This is a genomic window from Embleya sp. NPDC050154 (assembly GCF_044460165.1).
In the GTDB taxonomy this organism is placed as follows: Bacteria; Actinomycetota; Actinomycetes; order Streptomycetales; family Streptomycetaceae; genus Embleya.
In genome coordinates, this window is sequence record NZ_JBITJP010000035.1 from 30002 (window position 1) to 53074 (window position 23073).

The 23073-nt window shown below is 69.9% G+C and carries 20 protein-coding genes and 1 pseudogene; 8 read left to right on the plus strand and 13 right to left on the minus strand.

From position 1 onward, the window contains the following. Window positions 1–30: 30 nt before the first annotated feature. Window positions 31–1218 (minus strand): NAD(P)/FAD-dependent oxidoreductase, encoded by a 1188-nt coding sequence (locus tag ACIBSV_RS44720; RefSeq protein WP_395873257.1) that lies wholly within the window; start codon window positions 1216–1218, stop codon window positions 31–33. A 597-nt stretch (window positions 1219–1815) separates the two neighbouring features. Here ACIBSV_RS44720 and ACIBSV_RS44725 point away from each other — a divergent pair. Continuing rightward, window positions 1816–2982, plus strand: coding sequence for a serine hydrolase domain-containing protein (locus tag ACIBSV_RS44725; RefSeq protein WP_395873258.1), 1167 nt, complete (start codon window positions 1816–1818; stop codon window positions 2980–2982). Between the two features lie 245 nt (window positions 2983–3227). Next, entirely contained in the window at window positions 3228–3728 is a 501-nt protein-coding gene (locus tag ACIBSV_RS44730; RefSeq protein WP_395873259.1) for a hypothetical protein, read from the plus strand. 172 nt (window positions 3729–3900) lie between these two features. Here ACIBSV_RS44730 and ACIBSV_RS44735 read toward each other — a convergent pair whose 3' ends face one another. The 5 genes from ACIBSV_RS44735 to ACIBSV_RS44755 form a co-directional block, all read right to left on the minus strand. Beyond that, a complete protein-coding gene (locus ACIBSV_RS44735; RefSeq protein WP_395873260.1) occupies window positions 3901–4743 on the minus strand; it encodes a DUF4097 family beta strand repeat-containing protein in 843 nt (280 codons plus the stop codon). A 222-nt stretch (window positions 4744–4965) separates the two neighbouring features. Beyond that, window positions 4966–5196 carry an acyl carrier protein gene (locus tag ACIBSV_RS44740; RefSeq protein WP_395873261.1) on the minus strand — a complete coding sequence of 77 codons (231 nt, stop codon included), beginning with the start codon at window positions 5194–5196 and terminating at the stop codon, window positions 4966–4968. 36 nt (window positions 5197–5232) lie between these two features. Further along, window positions 5233–6819 carry an amino acid adenylation domain-containing protein gene (locus ACIBSV_RS44745; protein WP_395873262.1) on the minus strand — a complete coding sequence of 529 codons (1587 nt, stop codon included), beginning with the start codon at window positions 6817–6819 and terminating at the stop codon, window positions 5233–5235. Between the two features lie 134 nt (window positions 6820–6953). After that, complete coding sequence (locus ACIBSV_RS44750) at window positions 6954–7169, minus strand: MbtH family protein (RefSeq protein ID WP_395873263.1); 216 nt, start codon at window positions 7167–7169, stop codon at window positions 6954–6956. A 360-nt stretch (window positions 7170–7529) separates the two neighbouring features. Beyond that, window positions 7530–8123 (minus strand): helix-turn-helix domain-containing protein, encoded by a 594-nt coding sequence (locus ACIBSV_RS44755; protein ID WP_395873264.1) that lies wholly within the window; start codon window positions 8121–8123, stop codon window positions 7530–7532. A 92-nt stretch (window positions 8124–8215) separates the two neighbouring features. Here ACIBSV_RS44755 and ACIBSV_RS44760 point away from each other — a divergent pair, with 92 nt between their 5' ends. Beyond that, entirely contained in the window at window positions 8216–8842 is a 627-nt protein-coding gene (locus ACIBSV_RS44760) for an SAM-dependent methyltransferase (RefSeq protein ID WP_395873265.1), read from the plus strand. A 43-nt stretch (window positions 8843–8885) separates the two neighbouring features. Further along, window positions 8886–9377 carry a DinB family protein gene (locus tag ACIBSV_RS44765; RefSeq protein ID WP_395873266.1) on the plus strand — a complete coding sequence of 164 codons (492 nt, stop codon included), beginning with the start codon at window positions 8886–8888 and terminating at the stop codon, window positions 9375–9377. Between the two features lie 500 nt (window positions 9378–9877). Here ACIBSV_RS44765 and ACIBSV_RS44770 read toward each other — a convergent pair whose 3' ends face one another. The 4 genes from ACIBSV_RS44770 to ACIBSV_RS44785 all read right to left on the minus strand — a co-directional run bounded on the left by ACIBSV_RS44770 (window position 9878) and on the right by ACIBSV_RS44785 (window position 14536). Further along, entirely contained in the window at window positions 9878–10288 is a 411-nt protein-coding gene (locus tag ACIBSV_RS44770; protein WP_395873267.1) for a TetR-like C-terminal domain-containing protein, read from the minus strand. Window positions 10289–10655: 367 nt separating this feature from the next. Further along, a complete protein-coding gene (locus ACIBSV_RS44775) occupies window positions 10656–11435 on the minus strand; it encodes a polysaccharide deacetylase family protein (RefSeq protein WP_395873268.1) in 780 nt (259 codons plus the stop codon). 1060 nt (window positions 11436–12495) lie between these two features. Then, window positions 12496–13230, minus strand: coding sequence for a class II aldolase/adducin family protein (locus ACIBSV_RS44780; protein ID WP_395873269.1), 735 nt, complete (start codon window positions 13228–13230; stop codon window positions 12496–12498). A 109-nt stretch (window positions 13231–13339) separates the two neighbouring features. Beyond that, window positions 13340–14536: an amidohydrolase family protein gene (locus ACIBSV_RS44785; RefSeq protein WP_395873270.1), complete on the minus strand. Its 1197-nt coding sequence runs from the start codon at window positions 14534–14536 to the stop codon at window positions 13340–13342. A gap of 81 nt (window positions 14537–14617) precedes the next feature. Between ACIBSV_RS44785 and ACIBSV_RS44790 the strand changes: the two genes are divergently transcribed. Together ACIBSV_RS44790 and ACIBSV_RS44795 are read left to right on the plus strand one after the other, a co-directional pair. Continuing rightward, window positions 14618–15346 carry an IclR family transcriptional regulator gene (locus ACIBSV_RS44790; protein WP_395873272.1) on the plus strand — a complete coding sequence of 243 codons (729 nt, stop codon included), beginning with the start codon at window positions 14618–14620 and terminating at the stop codon, window positions 15344–15346. 203 nt (window positions 15347–15549) lie between these two features. Next, the gene (locus ACIBSV_RS44795) at window positions 15550–18363 is read left to right on the plus strand and encodes a VWD domain-containing protein (protein ID WP_395873273.1); all 2814 of its coding nucleotides are present in this window, start codon (window positions 15550–15552) and stop codon (window positions 18361–18363) included. Window positions 18364–18409: 46 nt separating this feature from the next. On the opposite strand, the gene ACIBSV_RS44800 is transcribed toward ACIBSV_RS44795, so the two are convergent. Next, window positions 18410–18667: a phosphopantetheine-binding protein gene (locus tag ACIBSV_RS44800; protein WP_395873274.1), complete on the minus strand. Its 258-nt coding sequence runs from the start codon at window positions 18665–18667 to the stop codon at window positions 18410–18412. 368 nt (window positions 18668–19035) lie between these two features. Next, window positions 19036–20157, minus strand: a complete 1122-nt coding sequence (locus ACIBSV_RS44805; protein ID WP_395873275.1) for a cytochrome P450 — start codon at window positions 20155–20157, stop codon at window positions 19036–19038. A gap of 525 nt (window positions 20158–20682) precedes the next feature. On the opposite strand from ACIBSV_RS44805, the gene ACIBSV_RS44810 reads away from it, so the two are divergent. Beyond that, on the plus strand, window positions 20683–21936 hold the full coding sequence (locus ACIBSV_RS44810; protein ID WP_395873276.1) for a beta-ketoacyl-[acyl-carrier-protein] synthase family protein: 1254 nt from the start codon (window positions 20683–20685) through the stop codon (window positions 21934–21936). 195 nt (window positions 21937–22131) lie between these two features. On the opposite strand, the gene ACIBSV_RS44815 is transcribed toward ACIBSV_RS44810, so the two are convergent. Further along, a complete protein-coding gene (locus tag ACIBSV_RS44815; protein ID WP_395873278.1) occupies window positions 22132–22359 on the minus strand; it encodes an MbtH family protein in 228 nt (75 codons plus the stop codon). Window positions 22360–22668: 309 nt separating this feature from the next. Here ACIBSV_RS44815 and ACIBSV_RS44820 point away from each other — a divergent pair. Beyond that, window positions 22669–22914 (plus strand): annotated as a pseudogene (locus ACIBSV_RS44820) (transposase); the annotation flags it as partial. Window positions 22915–23073 lie beyond the last annotated feature (159 nt).

Consider the following 23073-nt stretch of genomic DNA (forward strand, 5'->3'; position numbering starts at 1 on the left):
CGGCAGGACCACGAGGGAGCGAGCCGTCACTCAGCTCTGATCGAGCACCGTCAAGAGGTCGGTGTTGTAGAAGTCGTCGATGGAAATGGCACCCGACAGCGTCGAGAAGTACCGATCGATCAGCTCCTGGTGACCGACCAGGTTGCGCAGCAACTCGGCCCGCCCCTCGGGCTTCAACTCGGCCACGTTGAGCGCGCCCTGGTAGAAGCCGGAGAAGGTCTCGTCCAGGTCTTCCTCGTAACGCTCCAGCGCCTGTTCGAGCGCCGCGTCGTCGTGCAACCGCTGACCGATGTGGTCGGTGAGCGACTGGGCCTGGACGAAGGCGTCGGTGATGCCGCGGGCGGTGATGGAGTCCTTGTGGTGCACCGCGTCCCCGAGCAGCGCCCAACCGGGCCCGAACGCCTTCCGGAAGAAGTTCTCCTGATGGCCGGTGCCGTACAACTGCTCCACCCGCCGGCCCGCCGACATCCGCTCGGACAACCGGGGAGCCGTCGAACGCACGGCTTCGAGGTAGGCGGGCTCCACCGCGGTTCGGACGTCGGAGAACTCGTCCTGCGGGAAGTAGGTCATGATCAGCGTGAGGTCGTCGTTGGTGGGGATGACACCGATCCAGCGCCCCTGCCGTTCGTACAGCTCGAAGTGCGCGGGAACGTCCGCCCAGTAGCTGTAGTAGGTGCAGGTCATCCGGGGGTGCTCGACGACGTTCGGTGCGCCGACCTTGCGGGCCACCAGCGAGCGCATGCCGTCCGCGCCGACGACCAGCCGCGCCCGCTCGCTCGCCTCGGCGCCGCCGGGCGTCGTGTACCGCACCCCGACGACCCGATCGTCGGCGAACACCAGATCGGTGACCGAGCAGGACTCCCGGAACTCCACGCCGGCCGCCACGGCGGCGCCGGCGAGGATCGGGTCGAGCACATACCGCCTCGGGGCGTACGTGGTCCGTTGGCCGTCGACCGGCAGGGAGAAGCCGTCCAGCCGCACACCGGGCGCCTCGTAGCTCTGGTGGTCGATCGGCCGGCAGCCCGCGTCGCGGAGTGCGTCGAGCAGCCCCCATCGTTCCAGCAGCGCCACGCCCGGCTGGTGGATGTAGTGCGAGGACAGCGTGTCCTGTGGGAAGCGCGCTTTCTCCAGGAGCAGGACGCGATAGCCCTGCCGGGCGAACAACATGGCCGCCGGCGAACCCGCACAACGGGCACCGATGACAATGACGTCGTACATGGCGCCTCTCTTACCGATTGGTAATTGGATCACAATGCGGCAGCGGTCGGATAATTCGCGGTGATCGAGCGCGCCGGCGACGCAGCGGGCGGAAAACCGCTGCCGAGCACGAATGTGATGCTAACCGTCCGGGCCCACGGGAGAAACGACCCGGCAGCGCGGGCCCATTCTCGCGACTCGAAAAGGAAATTGTCGGGATGGCCGTCACGAAGTGACTTCGAATTGGAAATCGTCGGCCCGGGCGACGCCATAACCCGTCACGCGGCGACTCGGAATCGGAAATCTCCGGCCGGGTGCGAGGCTCGCCGTTCGACGTCGTCCCGTCGACGGGACACCCGGCATCCACAGCCGGCCCGGAATGCCGACGCCACCGTAGGACTCGACCGCCGAGGGTCACAAGGGCGACAGGATCGCCGACTTCCCGGCCGAACGCCGTCCCCCGGGCCCCTGATCCCGGCACGAGTGGGCGACGGCCTGTCGTCGTCCGCGCGACCGCCCGCATGCACCCCACGCGCGACACGGGTGATCTACGCTGCCGCCGACGGACCGCGCGGGTACGGCACACGGCCGAGTACGGACGACTCCCAGGAGCGCGCAATGACGTTACGCAAGAGATCCAGGGCCGCCGCGATCGGCGTGGCGGCGGTCCTGATGGCGGCCACCGCCTTCACCGGTTCCGCCCAGGCGTCGCGGGACGCGTCCTGCCCGCCCGGCGACCACCGGGCGACGCAGCGCGCGATGGACGCGGCCGTGCGGGCCGGTGTTCCCGGCATCACCGCCCAGGCGCGAGACGGCGACCGGGTCTGGAAGGCGACATCGGGCGTGGGCAACCTGAGGACGGGTGCGCCGCGCGGCAGGAACGACCGGTTCCGCATCGGCAACATCACCGACACCTTCGTGGCGACCGTCCTGCTCCAGATGGAGGCGGAGCGAAGACTCGCTCTCGACGACGCCGTGGAGCGCCATCTACCCGGCTTGGTGCGAGGCAACGGCAACGACGGCCGCACGATCACCGTTCGGCAGCTTCTCAACCACACCACCGGCCTGTTCGACTACCTTGCCGACAAGGAGTACGGCGAGACGTACCTGGAGGGCGACGGCTTCCTCCGGCACCGCTATGACACCCTGACGCCCGAGAAGCGCGTGGCGGTGGCCTTCTCCCACGCACCGCTGTTCGCGCCCGGCGCCAGACACTCGTTCTCCGGCACGAACGACGTCCTGGCCGCGCTGATCGTCGAGAGGGTCGGCGGCAGGTCGTACGAGGACGAGGTGCGCGATCGCATCATCGAACCACTGGGGCTGAGGGCGACGTCCCACCCCGGCGACAGCGTCCACCTGCCCCGGCCGAGCAGCCGCGCCTACTCCAAACTCTTCAGGTCGCAGCCGGATCGGATCGAGGACGTCACCGCGATGAACGGGTCCCAGACCTGGGGCAACGGCGACATCATCGCCGACGCCGAGGATCTGAACGTGTTCTACCGGGCCCTGATGCGCGGGAGACTGCTGCCGTCGCGGCAGCTCGAGGCGATGATGACCACCGTCGACAATCCCGACTTCCCCGGCGCGTCCTACGGACTGGGCATCGAACGGTTCACGCTGGGCTGCGGTACGACCCTGTGGTACCACGACGGAGGCACCGCGGGGTCGACCTCCCTGGTCGCCACCACCGAGGACGGCCGCCGGCAGATCGCGATCAACTACAACAGTGACTGGGGAGGAGAGACCGGCCTGGCGATTCTGAGCGCCGAATACTGCCCGTCCTGACCACCGGGCACCCGAGACCGCGTGCTTGCGCTCGCTGTACGCGAATGCCACGGTGCCATGATGGCGCCATCACCGTCGACCATGGCCACAGGCCACTCGAACCACCCTCATCCGGCGGCCCGCAGAAATGCGAACGATGACCACCGGCCCATCGAAACGCCGTGTTCACCCGGACGCGAGGGCCGCGGAAAACTACCGGGCCAGGCAGGCGCCGCGCGGCGCAATCAACGTGCCATCATGATTCCATGGAACTACGGGAGTACGTCGAGGCGCTGCGCGACGAGCTGGTCACGGCCTCCGCGGCAGGGGATGCCGAGACCCGCGCGGTTGCCGAGCGACTCGTCGCTCCGCTGGAGTCGGCCGTCCGGCTCACGTTGCTCAAGGTTTTGTCGGCCGCGGCCGACGAGATCACCCGCGACCTGGCGCCCGGCTCGGTGGACCTGCGCCTGCGGGGGATGGAACCCAGTTTCGTGGTGACGGCGCCCTCGGGCAACGGCGCGGGGGAAGGCGCCGCGGAGGAGACCGACGACGCGGCGGGCGACTGGTCGACCGGTACGGCCAGGGGCGGCGCCACGGCCCGGATCAATTTTCGGCCTCCGCAGGAGATGAAGGACGAGATCGAGAAGGCGGCGTCCCGGCAGGGCATCTCGGTCAACACGTGGATGGTCCGAGCCTCCGCCGCGGCCCTGTCCAACAGCAGGCGATCCCACCGCGGCAAGCAGCAGTTCAGCGGCTGGGTGCAGTAGCCGCCGCGAACGAGCACCAACCGAACCCGGCCGGCCGACCGCGCACCCACCCGTTACCGACGGGATGCGTGTGCGGTCCGCATCCCGTCGACGGCCGGGGAAGACTTGACGAAGGGCCGCCCCGTCCCGCGCGTCGCGTCGTACCCGCCGTCCCTTCGACGAGAGTCGTTCGTCAGGCGCGGTGGATCGTGATGTCTCCGTAGGAGGAGTGCGCCCGCACCTCGATGCCTTCCTCGGACGACGCGGCGACCTGCTCCAGCATGTTGTTCACCCGCCCGTATCCGGTGGCCACATCCAGCTTCGCCGGGCGGTCCCCGCCGATGCCGACCTCCAGGTCACCGGAACCGGTCTTGAGCACGACCTCGCCGCGACTGACCTCCGCGATACGGATGTTGCCGTTGGAGGTCTTGGCGTCGGTCCTGGACCCCGAGGCGTGGTCGATGGAGATGTCGCCGTTGGAGTTGCGGACCTGGACGTCGCCGGTGACCGTGCCGATCTCGGTGTCGCCGTTGGAGTTCTTGGCCTTGATCGAACCGTCGATCTCGCCGATCCGGATCCGTCCGATGGAGGTGCCGACCTCGGCGTCGCCGTCGACCCGGCCGACGGTGATGTGGCCCGCCGAGTTCAGGCGCAACGGGCCGACGTGGTCGAGGTGGACGATCGCGGTGGAGGTCTTGTACGCGCACTCCCCCAGGCGACCGGAGGAGCGCAACTCTCCCAGTGCCGCCTTGCCGTGTACGTGCGAGCCGACGGGCAGCGCGATCGTGACGTCCACCGAACGGGTCTTCCGGGAGAGGTCCAGTCCCGCGAGCGGCTTCGGGCCCTTGACCACCAGTACGCCGTCCGCGTACTCGACGGTCGTCTCCTTGGCGGCCTTCACATCCGAGGCATCGCTCACGTCGCTCGGCCGTACCTCGACGACGGTGTCGGTCCGGTCTTCGGCGGTGATCTGCACGTCGCCGACGTGGAGTTCGATCGTGACCGAGATCGACTTGGGCGTATCGAAAACAGGCATGGCTGTCCTTCTCATCACGAACGGGCCGACATCGATGGCGCCATCATGGCGCACATGATGTGCCATGGCAAGCTGCAATGACCCCGATGGCGCCATCACAGTACTCGTGCGTACGCCCTGCGGAACACTCCCCGTACGCTACTCGGCCCGACACAGCCGGCGTGTCCGCCAGTCGCACCGCCTCCTCCCCACGACCGGTCCGCCCGGTGTGGTCACCCGACGCTACTGGGATATCGCACCCAGGGATTCGATGTACGCGGAGATCGACGCCACCGTCGGGTTGAGGTACATCCGGTCCGCCGGGACCTCGACGCCCAGTTCCTCGATGAAGGCTCCCTGGATCCTGGCCATGATCACCGACTGGCCGCCCAGGGCGAAGAAATCGTCGTCGACGGATATGTCGTCGCGCCGGAGTTCCCGGCACCAGATGGCGTGCACCCGCTCGGCAATCATCACAGTCCTCTCCGTTGTGTCATCAAGGTCCGTCGACTATGCCGAAGTGCCGCTGTCGGCGTACCGGTTCCGGCACGCGTCGAGCAGCGCCGCCCGGTCCACTTTCCCGTGCGGACTGAGCGGGATCCGCGGGATGTTGACGAACCCGACCGGAACCATGTTCCGCGGCAGCGTCTCCAGCAGGCGGGCGCGCACGTCGTTCTCGGCGAGATCGTCGCCCGTCGGAACGATGAACGCGATCAACTCGGCCTCGCCGGAGTCGGTATACCTGGTCACCACCGCCGCCTGCCGGACCCCGGCCAGCCGACCGAGCGCGCGCTCGATGTCGGTGGGGTCGATACGCATGCCCCGCACCTTCACCTGCGCGTCCATCCGGCCGGCGACGACCAGGTCCCCGGCCTCGTTCACCCGACCGCGGTCGCCGGTGCGGTACAGCCTGCGCGGCTCGCCGTCGACCACGATCGTGGTGAATCGCTCGGATTCGGGACCCGTGCCGTTGAGGTAGCCGGCGCCGACGCTGGTTCCCGAAATGCAGATCTCGCCGTACTCCCCCGCCCCGACACCGCGCATGTCCTCGTCGACGAGGTGGAGATCGGTGTTGTACGCCGGTCTGCCCACCGGTGCGATCTCGTGTTCGCCGGGCCGGTAGTCGGCGAGGTCGTACGACGACGCGACGTCCGTGCACTCGGCGACGCCGTACTGGTGCAGGAGGGTGCACGTGTTCCCGGCGCGCCCCGCCCAGTCGGTGAGCCGTTCCGCGTGCAGCGGCTCGCCGCCGAAGAGCACGTAGTCCAGCCGGGTGAGCGCGTCGCCGCCGCGTGCGGTCTCCCAGTCCACCAGCAGGTACAGCGTGCTGGAGGCGCAGTGCACCGTGCGGATCTCGTGCCGGTTCAGCATGCCGTAGGCCATCGCGGCGTCGAAGTTGCGGCTCGCCATCAGGTACTGGGTGGCACCACAGAACAGCGGCATCATCAGGCTGCGTTGCGAGAGGTCGAACCCGAACGCGCTGACGACCAGGTTGTTCGACCCGGAGTGCAGACCGTACTCGATCATCAGCCAGTTCAGCAGGTTGAACCAGCCCTCGTGCCGCACCGCGGTCAGCTTCGGCGTACCGGTCGACCCGGACGTGAAGACCGCGTAACACACGTCGTCCCCGGTGACCGGGACGTCGGGACCGGTCGTGGGAAGCGTGTCGAGGTGCTCGGACAACTCCTCGAGGACGAGCACCTCGACGGCCGCCGACTCGACCAGTTCGGCCGTGGCCGGGGAGGCCACGATCAAGGCGAGGTCGGGGACCTGCCCCAGCAACAGTCGCAACCGCGCCGCCGGGTACGCCGGGTCGAACGGAACGTAGGCCGCGCCCGCCTTCAGCGTGCCGAGGATGGCGACCACGATGTCGATCGAGTAGTCCAGGCAGACGCCGACCTTCGCACCCGGGCCGTGTCCGCGCGCGGTGAGGAAGTGCGCGAACCGGTTGGCCTTCGCGTCCAGTTCCGCGTACGTCACCTGCCGTCCGGCGCAGAAGACGGCGACCTCGTCCGGCGTGGCCCGCGCGTGCGCCTCGAACCGCCTGTGCACGACGGGCACCGCGGGCAGGGCGACCCGCTTTCCCTGAAGGATCATCAACTGACTCCGATGTGACGGGTGTCCGGTCGACCAGGGCGCGCCGGCACACCACGGGGAACGGGCTGGTCCGGCGCTCGGCGGGCGGCGCGCCGCTCGGCGTCTCCTCGACGGGCTCGGTCGGTCCTCCGCCGTCAGTCCGCCGCCATCGCCTCCTGCAGGCTCTTCGGGCGCATGTCGGTCCAGTTCCGCTCGACGTACTCCAGGCAGTCGGCCCTGGACGCCTCGCCGAAGACCACGCGCCAGCCCGCGGGCACGTCGGCGAACACCGGCCACAGGGAGTGCTGCTCCTCGTCGTTGACCACGACGTGGAAGCGGCCGTCCTCGTCATCGAAGGGGTTCGTGCTCACGGGCACCGTCCTTAATCGTCACGACGCGACTGTGGATTGAAAAACGCGGGACCGAGCGGCATTCGATCGGCAGCGGGAAATCAGGATTGCAATTCGCCGCGCTCCGGGCGACCCCCGACCGTCACGGGGCGAATCGGGTACGCGCGATTCCGGAATCGGGCGCGGGTTCGCCTTTTCCGTGTCGTCCTGTCGACAGGACACCCGGCATCCGCAGCCGAACTCGGCCTGCCGACACCACACGGTAGGGCGCGACCACCGACGCCACAATGCCGAATGCTCGCCCATCTCCCGGTGTTCCATCCGAACCCGTACCGCACCGAATTCCGTGCCACCATGACCGGGCATCGGGCCCGGGCCCCGTCATGGCTGCGCCCGAGTCGTGCGATCGCCGTGTACGTGGGCGCGTACCCCCTGCATGTCGAACAGGACGAGGAGTTCCACCGCTCCGCCGTCCGCGCTTCCCAGCCAGTGCGGCAGTGAGGTGTCGAATTCGGCCGCGTTGTCGGCCTTGACCGTCAGATCGCGCTCTCCGACCACCAGTCGCAGCGTGCCACTGAGCACGTACAGCCATTCGAAGCCCTCGTGCGTCTGCAAGGTCGGTTCGAGTGGCTCCGCCCGCGCCGGAATGATCATCTTGAAGGCCTGCGTTCCGCCCGGCCGCCGGGACAGGGGTACGAACGTCATCCCGAATCGCCGAATCGGCTTCAGATGCATCCGCGGGTCGCCGGTGCGCGGCGCACCCACGAGATCGTCCAGCGGGACGTCATAGACCTGGGACAGATGCAACAACAACTCCAGAGTCGCCCGGCGCTGACCGCTCTCCAGACGGGACAGCGTGCTTTCCGACACCCCGGTGCTCGCGGACAGATCGGCGAGGGTGATCCCGCGGGCACGGCGCAGCGCCCGCAGCCGCGGACCGACCGCGTCGAGCACGTCTTCCATTGCAGAGTCCATGGGACCAGCTTGCCGAAACGGCAAGGATCCGCGCCACTTCGTGACCCACCGGCCGAGACTGGCCGCACGGAAACCGAGTGGAAGGAACCCTCATGGAGCGCTCCGACGCGGCCGAATACTGGGACGACGTCTACGCGGAGCGGCCCGCGTCCGCCGACCCGCGGCCGAACGACCGTCTCGTCGAGACGGTGACCCCGCTGCCGCCGGGCGACGCGCTCGACCTCGGATGCGGTGGTGGCGGCGACGCGCTGTGGCTCGCCCACCGGGGCTGGCGGGTCACCGCCCTCGACGTCTCGGCCGTGGCGACGACGCGACTCGCCCGGCAGGCCGAAGCGCGCGGCCTGAGCGACCGGATCAGCGCCAGGCAACACGACGCACGCGACTCCCTGCCCGAAGGCCCGTTCGATCTGGTCACCGCCCACTACTTCCACACCCCGTACGCACAGGACAGAACCGCCATCCTCCGCTCTGCCGCCCACCTGCTGCGTCCGGGCGGACGACTCCTGGTCGTGGACCACGGATCGACGGCGCCGTGGTCATGGAATCAGGACCCCGACGTGCGGTATCCGACCCCCCGAGAGGTCGCCGCACCCATGCGCCTGTCCCCCGATCGGTGGACGGTCGAACGCGCCGACACGCCGCGCCGAGTCGCGGTCGGCCCCAACGGGCACACGGCCGAAGTCGTCGACCACGTCCTGCTCATCCGCCGAACCGGCTGACACCACCCCACACGGAACCAAGCACCAACCCAGGAGAACCGCCGTGCCCACCGCCTCCCGCCGCCGCGACACCCCGCCGCCCCGCACCGCGAACAGCGAAGCCGACGTCCTGCGCGGATTCCTCGACTACCTGCGCGCCTCGATCGCCAAGAAGGTCGACGGAGCCCCGGAGCCTCGAGTCCGGACGCCGGCAGTCTCCTCGGGCACGAATCTGCTCGGCCTCCTCAACCACCTGATCGCCGTCGAAAAGGCAACGTTCCTCGGCGAAACGGTCACCGACTGGCCTGCGACATTCCACCCCACCCCGCAGGACAGCGTCACCGACCTCGTCGCCCGCTACCGGGCAACCGTCGACCGCGCGAACAAGGTCCTCGACGCATGCGGCGACCTCGCCGCCCCTCTCCCCCGACCCGGACGCTCCGGCTCCGCCCCCAGCATCCGCTGGGCCCTCACCCACATGATCGAGGAAACCGGCCGCCACACCGGCCACGCCGACATCCTCCGCGAACTCATCGACAACACCACAGGCCGCTGAACCCCGCCTCTTCGCCGACGTGGCGTCACCGGGAGGGATGATTCGCACGACGAAGCCGGGCGGATCGGCCCCCCGCCGGCGGTACTTCCCGCGCCCGGTCACAGCCCGGACCACGTGGGGCGGCTTCTCCCGGCACGAGATGATCCGCTCGTTCCCGCGCGGCCGCGACCGCGGCCGAGAGAGCGGGCGTGGCGGTGTCGATCACCGGTTCGTCGGCCGGACAACCACGGCGGCCACTGCGGTTCGTACCGTACGCGTCCTCACAGGGCTCTCCCTCTCGCCGGAGATACCCCATGACGTCCCATCACATGACCCTCAGTGAATACTTCACCACTCTTGGTGGTTGTCCGACACCATCGGACTCGCGAAAGCGGTGAGCCGGTCGGCCGCGTCGGCGACCCGACGGACCGCATCGGCCGCGCCCGCCCCAATGCCGCGGAGTTCACCAACGGCCCGGCAGGTGCCCCCGGTTGCGGAGGCGGCCGGTCGGGTGTGCGGGTTCAGGCGTACGGGTGGGGGTGTTGGGCCCGCCAGGTGTCGGTGGCCACTCCGGACATGACGATCATCACGATGTCCTCGGCCAGGGAGTCGGTAATCGGGAGGTGGCCGAAGAGGGCGCGGTAGTAGGTGGTGGACGCCAAGAGGTCGAGCAGGAGATCGAGATCGGTGTCGGGCCGGATGTCGCCGCGGTCGATGCCCCGGCGCAGGGCGGTGGCGGTGGCGGCGCGTCGGGGGTCGAAGAGGCGGGCGAAGAAGGTTTCGGCCGGCGCCGGATCGGCGGCGATGTCGGCCACCAGGGCGGGCCACACGCGGCGGGTGCCGGGGCCGGCGAAGGCGGTGGTGAGGGTGGCGATGCCGGCGATGAGGTCGCAGTGGGTGCAGCCGGTGTCGGGCGTGGGGGCGTCGCCCATCGCGGCCGCGAGGGCGTCGACGACGAGGGTGCGTCAGGGCCGGCGGCGACGGCCCTGACGCACCACCACGGCGCGGGTATGGGAACCGCGCTCGGCGTGACGTTCGGGCTGACGGCGCTGCTTGCCTTGACGGCCGTGGTGGTGTCCGGCCGGATCAAGGCACCGGCCGAAGTCTGAGAACTCGGCGAGTGACCAAGGTCGAATCCCGGGCGCCGGACGTACGCGTCGCCGAGCATGGCGGGTGGATACGCACATGCTCGGCGACGAGTGACGATTCCGCGGGCCGGGCCGTTGGCCGTGCGACTCTCCTCGGGTTACCCGCTACCGGATCCGACGCGCGTCACGACGGCCCGCCGGGCCCGTGGACTCAGCGGGACGGCAGGTCGAAGTTCCAGCCCTTGGCCTTGTATTCGATGATGAGTCGATCGACCGCGTCCACGGTTTGTTGGCGGTCGCCGCCCGCGTCGTGCAGGGTGACCACGCCGGTCGGGGTGATGCCGTCGCGAAGCCGCTGGAGGAGGACGTCCACGCCGGGCAGTTCCCAGTCGCCGGGCATCAGCGTCCAACTCAGTGGACGCAGGCCGAGGTTGGCGGCAACGGCGGGCGACTGGCCCCAATTGCCGTACGGCGCACGGAAGTAAGGGATCTCGACACCCGGTACGGCGGCGCGGATCCGGGCGTCGGTCTGCTTGATGTCCGCTTCGATCTCCGCCGGGGAGACGGTGGTCAGGTCGCGGTGGCGGTAGGTGTGGTTGCACAGCGTGTGACCGTCGGCGACGATCGCGCGGACCGTCGCCTCCTGCCACTCGACCTGCTCGCCGACGACGCAGAACACCGCCTTGACCTGGTGCTTCTTGAGGACTTGGAGCAGTTGCGGGGTGTACTGCGGACTGGGCCCGTCGTCGAAGGTGAGCGCGACCTGGTTGCCCGGGTGGGCGGTCGTGGTGATCAGCGCGGGACTCACCGGGCCGCCGGCGGGGGTGGTCGTCGCGGCCGTTGAGGCGGTGGTCGGCGTGGGCGATGCGGTGGCGGTGGGAGAACCGACCCACGCGGTCGCGGCGCAGGCGAGCACGGCGGCCAGGGTTGCCATCCGGCGGCGGCGCGGCTGGGGGTGGGAGCGGGACTGGGTGCTGCGGGTGGGTGACATCGGGGTGGTTCCCTTTCCATGGAGCGTCGGTCGTGGTGCTGTTCTGCGACCGGGGTCGAGGCGCGACGGACTCCGGGCCTCGGTGGCATCGCCCGTACGCCGGAGCGACCCTCGCAGGGGCGCGCGGGCATACCGCAGTGGCGGCGGGAGCCGGGGTCGGCTCGGCCGTCGCTGTTCGGTTGATTCCTGGTTGGAATTGGATATCGGCCGTACATCTTTTGGACTACCGGCCGACACCGTTACGCGAGACAGGCCGAACTTTTATCGCCCGCACGTCGTGCCGCCTCGACCCCGATTGCGCGCGGCGCATCGGGTTCGACCGGCGGATCCGAGCCCGAGAATGAACCGTCCGTAAACGGAACCCTTCCGGAACGCGCACACACCAGAGCCTTTCGGTTCTTTTGCCACCGGTCTAGACCTATCGTAGCTGTATGTGTCCTTCATCTGACTGTGTGGAATTGCACCTGGTCATTGGCTTGACCTGGCGAACCAATCTCGATCATAATCGAGCATGTTCGCAACCTTTTGATCAATGAAGTGCATTGAAGAAACGTTTCGGCACCCCATTAATACACGTTTCCGTCACGCCACAAGCGGCGCGCAGTCGATTGGCAGCCTTCACGAAAATCAAGCCAAGCTCCCAATATCCAGCCAAGGCATAAATCAGTGCACCGAATATCGGTGCATCCCGGGAAATTGGTCCGATAAAAGAGCCCCGCCTCCCCGACCACGAAGTGGCGGAGAGGCGGGGCGCCGGATTGCGGCTTTCCCGGCACGCCGCGTGGCGGCCGCGCGGGATCCGCTCAGCCGCGGATCAGATGCCGAAGGCGGGCGCGGCGCCGCCGGGCGCGGCCGCGTGGTGCGAGTCGCGGTCGCGTCCGGCGGCGAGGTGGGATCACCTCGTCATGATCTTGTTGCTGGTGCCGTTGTCGACGATGTCGGGCTTGCTGCCGTCGGACTTGACGCCGTAGAACAGCAGGCTGTTCGAGCCGGTCACCCGCACCGATCGGTCGGGGCGGTTGACGACGGCGGTGCCCGCGTCGTTCGGCGACCTTGCGCGCTATGCCAAGAGGTCCGGCGCGGCCCGCAGTTCCTCGCGCACCGCCGACTCCCAATAGCCGACGAAGCCGTTGCCGTCGCTGCGGAGAGTGCGTTCGAGCCAGTGCGCGGGCAGGGGGCTGGTGCGACGTCCGTCGGCGGCGCGGACCATCCAGGCGTTGCGGCAGCGGATCTCGAGGGCGACCGCGCGCTGATGGACGGCGCGTGTGCTGACGCCGACGACGAACACCCCGTGACCGGCGAGCAGCGCGAGGTCGGCGTCGCCCATCGCCGCGATCGCCTTGCGCGCGGCCTCGGAGTTGTTCACCGCGCCGTCGTACTCGTCGACCAGCGTCAGTTCTCCGCCGCCGAGGGTGGAACTCTGGTCGTACGCGGGCGGCACCTCGCCCATGTCGGCCCACACCGTGCCGAACCGCGGGTGGTTGTGCATCGCGACCCGGACGTTCGGGCGGGCCCTGTGCAGTTCGAGGTGCAGGGGGATGCCGAGCGGCACCGGCCAATCACCCTCGACGACGTTGCCGTCCAGGTCGATGCGGATGATGTCCCGCGGGCGGATCTCGTTCCACGTCAGCAACCAGGGGTTGCACAGCAGCGTGCCGTCTCCGAGGTTGTAGGTGATGTGGCCGGCGAGGTGGTCGTCGTAGCCCTCGCGCCACAACGTGCGCGCCAGCAGCACGATCTCCTGCGCGGGGCTCAGGTCGGGGGCGAGCTTGTCCGGCGTCGGGGTGAATGTCATCGAAGGCCTTTCGCGGAAGGGGAATCGACGGGCAGGAAGGCGCGCGGGAATCGACGGGACGGGGCGCGGAGTCGACGGACGGGGAGGCGCGCGACCGGCGACGACCTCGTCAGGCGTCCAGCGGCAGGACCACGTCGGGCAGCGGGTGCCGGTACAGCTTCGCGGCGTTCTCGCTGCACATCATCCGCAGCTCGTGCGCGGGGATGTCCCCCCAGTGGCGCGCGACGACGTCCTGGGTGTGTGGCCAGGTGCCGTCGCCGTGCGGGTAGTCGGTCTCGAGCATGATGTGGTCGACGCCGATGACATGCCGCAGCGCGATGGTGGAGGGGTCGTCGAGGGTGCAGAACCAGAAGTTGCGGCGCAGCACGTCGGCGGGGCGTTCGTCCCAACCCAGGCCGTAGCCGGAACGGTCGATGATGTTGTCGAGCCGGTCGATGAGCATGGGCACCCAGCCGATGCCGCCCTCGCTCATGGCGATCTTCAGGTTCGGGTGCCGGAGCGGGTAGCCGGACCACAACCATTCGCTGCACGCCCCCAGCGACAGTTGGCCGAACATCGTCGCACCGAGCTGGAGCGCGGGGCCGCCGGGCGGTACGGGGTGCATGCCGGAGCTGCCGACGTGCAGCGAGATGACGGTGCCGGTCTCGTCGCACGCGCGGATGATGGGGTCCCAATGGTCGCGGTTCCACAGCGACGGCAGGCCGATCGCGTGCGGGCGCTCGGGGAAGGTCACCGAGGTGAAGCCGCGGTCCGCGTTGCGCTCGATCTCGGTCACGGCCTCGACCGGGTCGGCGAGGTAGGTGATCCCTCCGGGGATGATCCGATCGGGGTAGGCGCGGTGCCATTCCTCGTACATCCAGTCGTTCCACGCGCGCACGCACGCCTTCCCGACCTCGACGTCCCGGGCGTGCGCGAACACCCGGCCGCAGAACCCGGTGATCTGGGACGGGAAGTTGAGCATGGCCCAGATGCCGCCGAGGTCCATGTCCTTGACCCGGGCGTGCACGTCGTAGCAGCCGGGGCGCATCTGGTCGAAGCGCGCGGGTTCCAGGGTGAAGCTCTCGGGTCGACGACCGGCGACGGCGTTCATGCCCACCTGTGAGTAGCGCTCGCCCTCGAACTCCCAGACGTGCGCGCCGTTCGCGTTCTCGACGATGCGCGGGCCGCGTTCGCGGAGCGACGCCGGCAGGTGGGTGTCGAACAGGTGCGGCGGTTCGACGACGTGGTCGTCGACCGAGATGACGGTGTAGCGCACGTCGGCGGGCTCGGGGTCGGGGAGGAACAGTTCGGGATCGAGGGTCGTCACGACAGCTCCCTGGAGAACTTGTGTATCGCTATGTGACACGCTATGTTGCTCAGTGATTCGCAATGTACCGGAGGGCGCGTCATGGCCGTCAAGCCCCTACAGAGCCTCGCCCGCGCCCTGGAAGTGCTCGAGGTCATCGCCGCGCACGAGCCGATCGGGGTCGCGGAGCTCGCTCGGATCACCGGCGTGGACAAGAGCGCCCTGCAGCGGATCCTGGTGACGCTGCACACGTGCGGATGGCTGCGGCCCACCGCCGAACCGTCCACCCGGTGGAAGTTGACCACCCGCCCCCTGGTCCTGGCGGCCCAGGCGCGACGCCGTGACGACCTGCTGACCCGCGCCCGTCCCGTCCTGGCGGACCTTCGCGAGGAGACCGGCGAGACGGTGACGCTCGCGGTGCCCGACGCCGGTCGCATCGTCGCCGTCGACGTCGCGGAGAGCCGGCAACTCGTACGCACCGTCCCGCGCATCGGACTGGTGTTCCCTGCGGCCACCAGCGCGGCCGGGCAGGCCCTGTGCGCGGCCACTCCCCCCGACGAATGGGACCTGTCCGGGATCGATCCGAGCGACACGGCCTTCCAACGGGAGGTGGCGGGCACCCGCGAACGCGGCTGGTCGCTCAGCATGGGCGCGGTGGACGCGGACATCACCAGCGTCGGGGCGGCCGTCCTGGACTCCACCGGCCGACCGGTGGCCGCACTGATCGTCAGCGCCCCGTCCGGCCGACTCGACCAAGTCGCGTGCAGGCGCGTCGGGATGATGGTCGCCCGGGCGGCCGACAGCCTGGGCGAGCACGGCCGGCCCTTCTGAACCCCCGCCACAACCCACGCCGCCGGCCGCACCCCCCATCCCGCACCCGCATCCCGCGTCCCGCATCCCGCGCCGAGTGAGCGGACGGTGGGGCGGGCGAGTTCCCCATCCCGCCGCCGCGTCCCGCATCCCGAAACCGAAATCCCGTGACCCGGACGGGCGAAGCGGGGAGTGGGCCGGTCCCGGTCGGGGACTCGTACTCCGTGTTCGGGTCCCCCTTCCCCCGCAAGAGCCGGCGTCCGCGCACCGTGGCGGCGGTACTGGCGGCGATCCTGCTGCTCCTCGGTGCCTGCACGTCGCACGACCGCGAGGACCGCGACGCGGACCGGGCCGCCGAGCCCACCGCGTGGGAGAAGGTCATGGCGATGACCGGGCCCGACGGTACGGTCTCCACGCAGATGGCCTTGTCGGCCTTCGCCACCGCCTTCGGGCCGATCCCCGGCGCGCAGGCCCAGACCGGGAGCCGCGCGGACCTGAGATCGGGTTCGGCGGCACTGCGCTGGATCTCGGGCCACTGGGCGGATCTGGCCGACGATCAGCGCGCCGCGGTGCGTGACCTCTCCGGTTGGGGCGACCTGCCCATCGGGTCGGGCGGGGGCACTCCGGCGGCCGGCCACACCGCCGGCCGGTCCGCTTCGCTCCCGCAGGCGCGGGCCACCTGCGCTCCGGGCGCGAGTGCCGACACGGTGTTCGCATCCAGGATCCGGGACTGGTGGACGAAGCTGGCCGCGAAATTCGGCGTCCCCGCCTCCACGGTGATCGCCGCGTGTCGGACCGAGAGCCTGTTCACCCCCAGCCCGGGGGCACCGGGCATTGCCACCGTGCCGGCGAGCGCCGGCGGGTGGAACGACGTGACCGGTCCGCAATGCCGCATCGTGATGTATCCCGCTTTCCGGGCGTCCAACATGCCCGACCCACTGCGCGACGAGGTACTGGTCCACGAACTGACGCACTGTGTCGAGGGCATCATCATCAACAACCCCTCCGCGTTCGACGCCATGCCCGGCTGGGTGGCCGAGGGTCTCGCCGACTGGGCGGCCGGCAAGCTCACCGGTCACTACTCCAGCCCCGGAATCTGGCAAAACTACCTGGTCCGGAAGGACCCGGTGTTGACCAAACTGTCCTACTCGGCCATGGGCTTCTGGTGGGAACTGGACTACCGGGGAGTGGACGTATGGTCGACCTCCCGGGCCGCCATCGCCGCCTCGGCCAACGGCACGACCCCCATGAGCCAGGCCGCTTTCGCCGCCGCGCTCGGCGGCAAACGGCAACAGGTCCTGGAGGGCTGGCCGGCGAGCTTCCTGCGCGACCTGGCCCGGGAACTCGCCTGGGACATCAACGGGGTCGGCATCACCGGCGACAAGGTCAAGCTGAGTCCCCCGCTCGTGGTGGCGAGTTCCAAGCAGACCGTCCGCGTCACCAGTCCCGCCTTCAATCCGAACCTGACCCCCCTCGACATCTCGGCGGAAGTGTTGCGCCTGGCGCCGAACGGACCGGTCTTCGGACGGTTCGGCCCGGGCCCGGGCGACTACCCGCTCGGCGCCCACATGGGCGACATCTTCTGCACTCTCGGCTCGAAGTGCGAGTGCCCCGAGGACACCCCGGGCGCCGGGACAAGGTTCGAAATCATCAAGCCGGGCCGCGGATTCGTCGCGGTGAGCGGCGGTGAGGTCGACGCGTCCCTGGGGCTCACCGGCCAGACGCTCAAGAGCTTCTGCGGTGAGCCCAAGGACAAGCCCAAGCCGCGTCCGTCGGCTCCGAAATGCCTCGCCCAGTGCCCGGACGGTCCGCACGGCGGCAGCAACGGCGACCCGCACCTGACGACGTTCGACCGGCTCTACTACGACTTCCAGGCGGCCGGCGAATTCACCCTCGTCGCCTCCACCGACGACGATCTGCGCGTGCAGGCCCGGCAGGTGCCGTACCCCGACGTGGGCGACGTCAGCGTCAACTCGGCGGTCGCGGCCAGAGTCGCCGGGGCGCGGGTCACCTTCGCCCTCGATCCGAAGCGCGGCATGACCACGGTCCGCCTCGACGGCCGGCCGCTCGCCCCCGGGGCGCAGACGCCGCTCCCCGGCGGGGGCACGCTGGCCCGCACCGGCGACGGGGCCGACGCCCGATACGCGCTCTTCTGGCCGGACACGACCACGCTGTACATCACGCCGATCGGCGCGTACGGCCTCAAGGTCGACATGGCCCTGCCGCAAAGCCGCAAGCGGCATGTCCAGGGCCTGCTCGGCAACGCCGACGGCACCGCCACCAACGACCTCGACCTGGGCGGCGGACGCGTGCTCGCCAGACCGTCCGGCGGCACACCGCCATCGTTCGACGACCTCTACCACGTGTACGCCGACCACTGGCGGATCCGCCAGGAGGAGTCGCTGTTCGACTACGAGCCCGGCCAGTCGACCGCGACGTTCACCAACCGCTCGTTCCCACGACGCCCGACCCAGGTGGCGACCGCGCCCAACGCCGACGCCGCCCGCACGCAGTGCACCGCCGCCGGCGTCACCATCCCGGAGATCCTGGACGGCTGCGTCCTGGACGTCGCTCTCACCGGCCGCGCCGAATTCGCCGAAGCCGCCGCTGCCCAACAGGAGTTCCTGGCGGGCACACCGCAAACCGGGATGCCCGACGAGTCCGACGAACCCGTCGAACCGCCGGAGTCCGTGACACGGCTGGGCCCGTTCTCCGGGGACGCCACGTGCACCATCACCGGGGGCTGGGTGGCCGGCTGCTCGGGCACCCTCGCCGCGACCCGGCCGAGCGCCACGATCCGCTTCGCCGTGGAGGGCTTCCAGAAGCTGCTGCTCGTCGCCGAGACGTGGGCGGATTGCCGGGTGCGGTTCGCCTTCTTCAAGGACGGCGACAACACGCCGCTCCTGGGCGACCGCTCGATCTGCGAGCTCCAGGCCACCCCGGTCGAGATCGGTCAACCCGACCACACCATCCGCCTGAGTTCCGCAGACCCGGCGGTGACGCTGGAGTACGCGTTCCTGATGGGCGGGATCCGCTAGCGGATCGAAGGCACGCCCCGGCGAACCGTGGTCGCGCGGCCTCCGGTCACTCCGCCTGGCGGGCGGCGGCGATGCCGTGCAGGAACTCCAGTACGTCGCCGACGCTTTGCTCGGCGAGTTCGTGGAAGTTCAAGTCCTTGAGATCGTAGACGAACCCGAGGCGGTCCTCGATCATGGTCAGCCACTCGACCGTCTGGAGCGAATCCATCTTCAGCGTCCCGAACGCGACGTCCGCGTCGGGCACGGGGGTGCCGAGGACCTCGGCCAGCATGTCGAGCGCTTCCGGTGCGGACACGGTTTCCATGACAGCTCCTCTCACGTGCGTACGGGCGAAGCCGCCGTGCGCACCTTCGACGAATCGGCGGGCGGACTCGGGTCGGGGTGCCGCACCCGGCGATGCGATCCGAAACACCGGGCGGATCGGGTGAATCGAGCGAAGTGCGTGGATCGAGGCGCCGGGGTGCGTCGAGTTGCGTAGGCGTGATCCGTGCCGGCTCCGTCGACGACCCGGTCTTCGGCCCGCGGCGAGATCGCGACGGCACGGACAAGGCGTTCCGTCGAGTCCGCGGAGTCATCCAACTACGCGTGATAGGCGACGCCTTCCCCGTGCGCCGCGCGTCGGTGCCGACTATCGCACGGGAGCAGGGTCGGATCAATCGGGTCGCCGCCGCGTCACCGCGCGCGGGCCTGGGCCGGGAGCGGTGCTCGGGTCGCCTGGTCGGGCGACCGGTCCACCGGTTGCCACTCGACCACGAGCCGGGCCAGGCCGCGCGTGGCCAGGCCGTCCTTCCAACGCACCGCGTCGGGCCCGTCGGCCAGCCTCAGGTCCGGGAATCGAGTGAGCAGCCGGCCCAGCACGACGTGGAGTTGGAGTCTGGCGAGCGGAGCGCCCAGGCAGCGGTGGATACCGTGCCCGAACGCGAGGTGGGTCGGCCCCCGACCGTCCGCACGGAGCAGATCGGGTTCCGCGAAGACCTGCTCGTCGCGGTTGCCGTGCATCAGCGAGACGATCACGGCCTCTCCGGCGCGGACGTCGACGTCGCCCAGCCGTACCGCTTCCGTGGCCACGCGCGGGAAGCTCAGCGGCGACGCGGAGTCCAGGCGCAGCAGTTCCTCGACCACCGCCGGCAGTGAATCCGGGTCGTCGAGCAGTGCGCGGTGGGCGTCGGGTCGGGTGAGCAGGGTCAGTACGGACATGCCGATCTGGCCGATCGTGGTCTCGTAGCCGGCCATCAGCAACGCGAGTGCCATCGCGAGCATTTCCTGCTTGGTCATCCCGTCCCGGTCGCGGGCGGCGATCAGCATGCCGAGCAGGTCGTCGTCCCCGCCGCCGGTCTTGCGTGCCAGCAAGTCGGCCATGTACCTGACCAGTTCGAGTCGCCGCCGGGACATCTCCGCCGGTCCCGAGGTGATGTCGAACAGCACCTCCACCGAATCGCCGAACACCTCGGCGTCGGCGAGCGGGACGCCGAGCAGGCCGCACAGCACGGCGATCGGCAGCGGCGCCGCGAGACCCGCGATCAGGTCCGCCGGTGGCCCGGCGGCGGCCAGTCGGTCCAGGTGTTCGTCGGCCAATCGGGCCACGGTCGGCTCGGTGGCGGCGATCCGCTGTGCGGAGAAGGCCCCGGCGACGATACGGCGCAGTCGCGCGTGGTCGTACCCGTCCATGCTCATCATCGACTGCGGGATGGGTTGCACCTCGGCGAACCGCGGCGCATGCGCGGTGGTCGCCTCGGACCTGCTGAATCGCGGGTCGGACAACACCTGGCGGGCGAGGGTGTAATCGCGCACCATCCACATGCGATCGCCGGCCGGCGTCCGGATCGATTCGACGGCTTCCTTCGGGGACCGCAGGACGTCGGGGAGTGGCCCCGAGAGATCCCTGCCGTGTGGGCTCACCATTGGTTCCTGCCTTCTTCGCTCGTCTCGGCACAGATGTGCGGCCCCGGCCGCGCGGGGGTCGCCGGGGTGCGCGACCGGGACGACAAGCACTCGAACATCCCTTCCGACCTGCGTTCAACTGCCGCGACAGCACAGTTGAACACGCGTCCACGGAGCTGCCGGAGCGAGCATTGATCGGGCCTCGGGCCGTGTGTCATCGTGAGCCGCGTCGGCGTCGAACATACGGAATACCATTCGAAAATGGGCTCGTGTTCCGAAGGATTGGAACGATGCCCGGATTTCGATACTTCCCCCTCCCGCGATCATGTGGCGGCTTTGGGATATCGGCGGCGCGCATGGTGCTCCCGGAAACGTCGACGACCCGGTGAATCCGCGAATTCGTCGCGGCATTGCGGACCGCTCGAAGGGCCAGTGACCATGAACACGGATGACACCCGCGTCGTCGTGACCGGACTGGGCGCGACCACCCCGGTCGGCGGTGAACTGGCGTCCACGTGGGCCGCGTTGCTGGCCGGGCGGTCGGGTGTGCGCCGGCTGGCGGACGGCTGGCCGGACGACATTCCCATCCGCGTCGGCGCGCCCGCCGCCGTCGATCCGGCCTCGGTGGTCAGCCGCACCGAGTTGCGGACCATGGATCGCAGCACGCACCTGGCGATGACCGCCGCCCGCGAGGCGTGGCGGGACGCCGGCGCGCCCGAGGTGGCACCGGAGCGGCTCGGCGTCTCGATCGGTACCGCGCTGGGCGGACACCTCACCTACCTCGCCGCCTACGACACCCTGCGCGAGCGGGGTTGGCGACGGATGTCGCCGTACACCGCGCCCAGGGTGATGCCGAACAGCGCGGCGGGCTGGCTGAGCATCGAGCTGGGCGCGCGGGCGGGTGCGCACACCGCCGCGGGCGCGTGCGCCTCCGGCGCGGAGGCGATCGGCTACGGGATCGAGATGATCCGTTCGGGCCGGGCCGACGTCGTGGTGGCCGGTGGCACCGAGACGCCGATCACGCCGATGTGGGCGGCGATGTTCGCGGCGCTCCAGGCGCTGTCCCTTGCCGAGGACGAACCGCTGCGCGCGTCCCGGCCGTTCGACAAGGCCAGGGACGGTTTGGTGCTGGGTGAGGGTTCCGGGATGCTCGTCCTGGAATCGGCCGCGCACGCGGCGCGCCGAGGCGCGGCGGTACACGCGATTGCCGCGGGGGTGGGCTATTCGGCCGACGCGCATCACATCGCGGTACCCGAACCTGACGGTGCCGGACTGGCGTTGGCGATGACCCATGCCCTGGCGGACGCCCGTCTCACCCCGGAGCAGGTCGTACACATCAACGCGCACGCCACCTCGACCAAGGCCGGGGACAGCGCCGAGGCCCGGGCGATCCGTCAGGTCCTGGGCGCGGCCACGGCCGGCGCGGTGGTCTCGGCGACCAAGTCGATGACCGGGCACCTGATCGGCGGCGCGGGAGCGGTCGAGGCGGTCGCGGCGATCTGTGCCCTGCGCGAGTCGACCGCGCCGCCGACGCTGAATCTGGACGACCCCGACGACGAGGTCACCGCGACCGGGATCACCATCGCGCCCGAGGCGCGCGAACTGCGTGGCGGCCCGGGCGTACGAGCCGCGCTGAGCAACTCGTCGGCCTTCGGCGGCCACAACGTGACACTCGCGTTCACGGCGGTCTGAGCGGTCCGAGGCCCGCGGGCTCCACGAAGTCCACCAGGTCCACCGGGTCCACACCGCCGGGTCCACCGGGTCCGCGCAGTCCGCGCAGTCCATGAAGCGCGTCACCGTCCCGGTGTTACCGGTAGGCCACCGCCGCCGCCCACGGCTCGGGGCCACGAGAGGCCACGAGCGGGTGGGCGGCGCCGGCCGGTCGCCTCAGGTGCTTGCCGCGCTCGCCTCCATGGCCTCGATCAGGCTCTTCGGGCGCATGTCGGTCCACGATTCCTCGATGTAGTCGAGGCATTCCTGACGGCCCGCCTCGCCGAAGGCGGTCGTCCACCCGGCGGGTACCTCGGCGAAGACCGGCCAGAGCGAATGTTGTCCCTCCTCGTTGACCAGCACCAGGAATCTCGCCTCGGTGTCGTCGAAAGGATTCGTCACCATGCCGTCCTTTCCCAGGAATCAGCCATGCCTCATGGCTCTTCGGGTCACTCTGGCCGACCCGTCCCGGCGCATCAATAGGGCGACTTCGCCGCCCTGCGACCGTGTGCCGTTCAACTGCGTCACGGCCCCGGTTGAACACTCGACATCGCATCGGTTCGACGAATTCCGAACTGTGCCGCGGAGTTGGCGTCGCACCCGCCGATCCGCGGCTGTCCCCGTCCCGATTCCCGCGGGACGCGCCGTCCGAATCCCGGTTCTGTTTCCCGGATCTTGTGGCCCGGCGCGTCTTGGTACACGCTGTCCGGTGTGGTGGGGCGAGGGGATCTGACCAATGCCGAATGGGCGCTTCTCGAGCCCCTGTTGCCGGCCGGCGGGCGACGCGGCGGCCGGTGGGGCGAGCATCGCCGGGTGATCGACGGGGTGTTGTTCCACACCCGGACCGGGGTGCCCTGGCGCGATCTGCCCGCGCGGTTCGGCCCATGGCAAACCGTCTACAAACGTGATCGGCGCTGGTCGGCGGATGGCACATGGGAGCGCTTGGCGCGATATTTGCAAGTAGCGAACCGTGAAACGGGGGCGGGCGACCGGCATCGCCGCGATCTGTCGGCCCGGTTGGCGGAGGTCGCCCGGGCGGGTCGGGCGCCGGCCGTCGCCGCACCCGGGCGCAGGGCCCGCGCCGCCTCGCCGGCCGCCGTACCGCCTCCTCGGCCGGGC

What these genes read in the sequence shown, in the direction of transcription:
- ACIBSV_RS44790 (WP_395873272.1), top strand. Translation starts at nt 14,618, where the DNA reads ATGGCCGTCAAGCCCCTACAGAGCCTCGCCCGCGCCCTGGAAGTGCTC.
- ACIBSV_RS44770 (WP_395873267.1), bottom strand. Translation starts at nt 10,288, where the DNA reads ATGGGCGACGCCCCCACGCCCGACACCGGCTGCACCCACTGCGACCTC.
- ACIBSV_RS44720 (WP_395873257.1), bottom strand. Translation starts at nt 1,218, where the DNA reads ATGTACGACGTCATTGTCATCGGTGCCCGTTGTGCGGGTTCGCCGGCG.
- ACIBSV_RS44810 (WP_395873276.1), top strand. Translation starts at nt 20,683, where the DNA reads ATGAACACGGATGACACCCGCGTCGTCGTGACCGGACTGGGCGCGACC.
- ACIBSV_RS44815 (WP_395873278.1), bottom strand. Translation starts at nt 22,359, where the DNA reads ATGGTGACGAATCCTTTCGACGACACCGAGGCGAGATTCCTGGTGCTG.
- ACIBSV_RS44780 (WP_395873269.1), bottom strand. Translation starts at nt 13,230, where the DNA reads ATGACATTCACCCCGACGCCGGACAAGCTCGCCCCCGACCTGAGCCCC.
- ACIBSV_RS44760 (WP_395873265.1), top strand. Translation starts at nt 8,216, where the DNA reads ATGGAGCGCTCCGACGCGGCCGAATACTGGGACGACGTCTACGCGGAG.
- ACIBSV_RS44725 (WP_395873258.1), top strand. Translation starts at nt 1,816, where the DNA reads ATGACGTTACGCAAGAGATCCAGGGCCGCCGCGATCGGCGTGGCGGCG.
- ACIBSV_RS44775 (WP_395873268.1), bottom strand. Translation starts at nt 11,435, where the DNA reads ATGTCACCCACCCGCAGCACCCAGTCCCGCTCCCACCCCCAGCCGCGC.
- ACIBSV_RS44800 (WP_395873274.1), bottom strand. Translation starts at nt 18,667, where the DNA reads ATGGAAACCGTGTCCGCACCGGAAGCGCTCGACATGCTGGCCGAGGTC.
- ACIBSV_RS44745 (WP_395873262.1), bottom strand. Translation starts at nt 6,819, where the DNA reads ATGATCCTTCAGGGAAAGCGGGTCGCCCTGCCCGCGGTGCCCGTCGTG.
- ACIBSV_RS44730 (WP_395873259.1), top strand. Translation starts at nt 3,228, where the DNA reads ATGGAACTACGGGAGTACGTCGAGGCGCTGCGCGACGAGCTGGTCACG.
- ACIBSV_RS44755 (WP_395873264.1), bottom strand. Translation starts at nt 8,123, where the DNA reads ATGGACTCTGCAATGGAAGACGTGCTCGACGCGGTCGGTCCGCGGCTG.
- ACIBSV_RS44740 (WP_395873261.1), bottom strand. Translation starts at nt 5,196, where the DNA reads ATGATTGCCGAGCGGGTGCACGCCATCTGGTGCCGGGAACTCCGGCGC.
- ACIBSV_RS44805 (WP_395873275.1), bottom strand. Translation starts at nt 20,157, where the DNA reads ATGGTGCGCGATTACACCCTCGCCCGCCAGGTGTTGTCCGACCCGCGA.
- ACIBSV_RS44735 (WP_395873260.1), bottom strand. Translation starts at nt 4,743, where the DNA reads ATGCCTGTTTTCGATACGCCCAAGTCGATCTCGGTCACGATCGAACTC.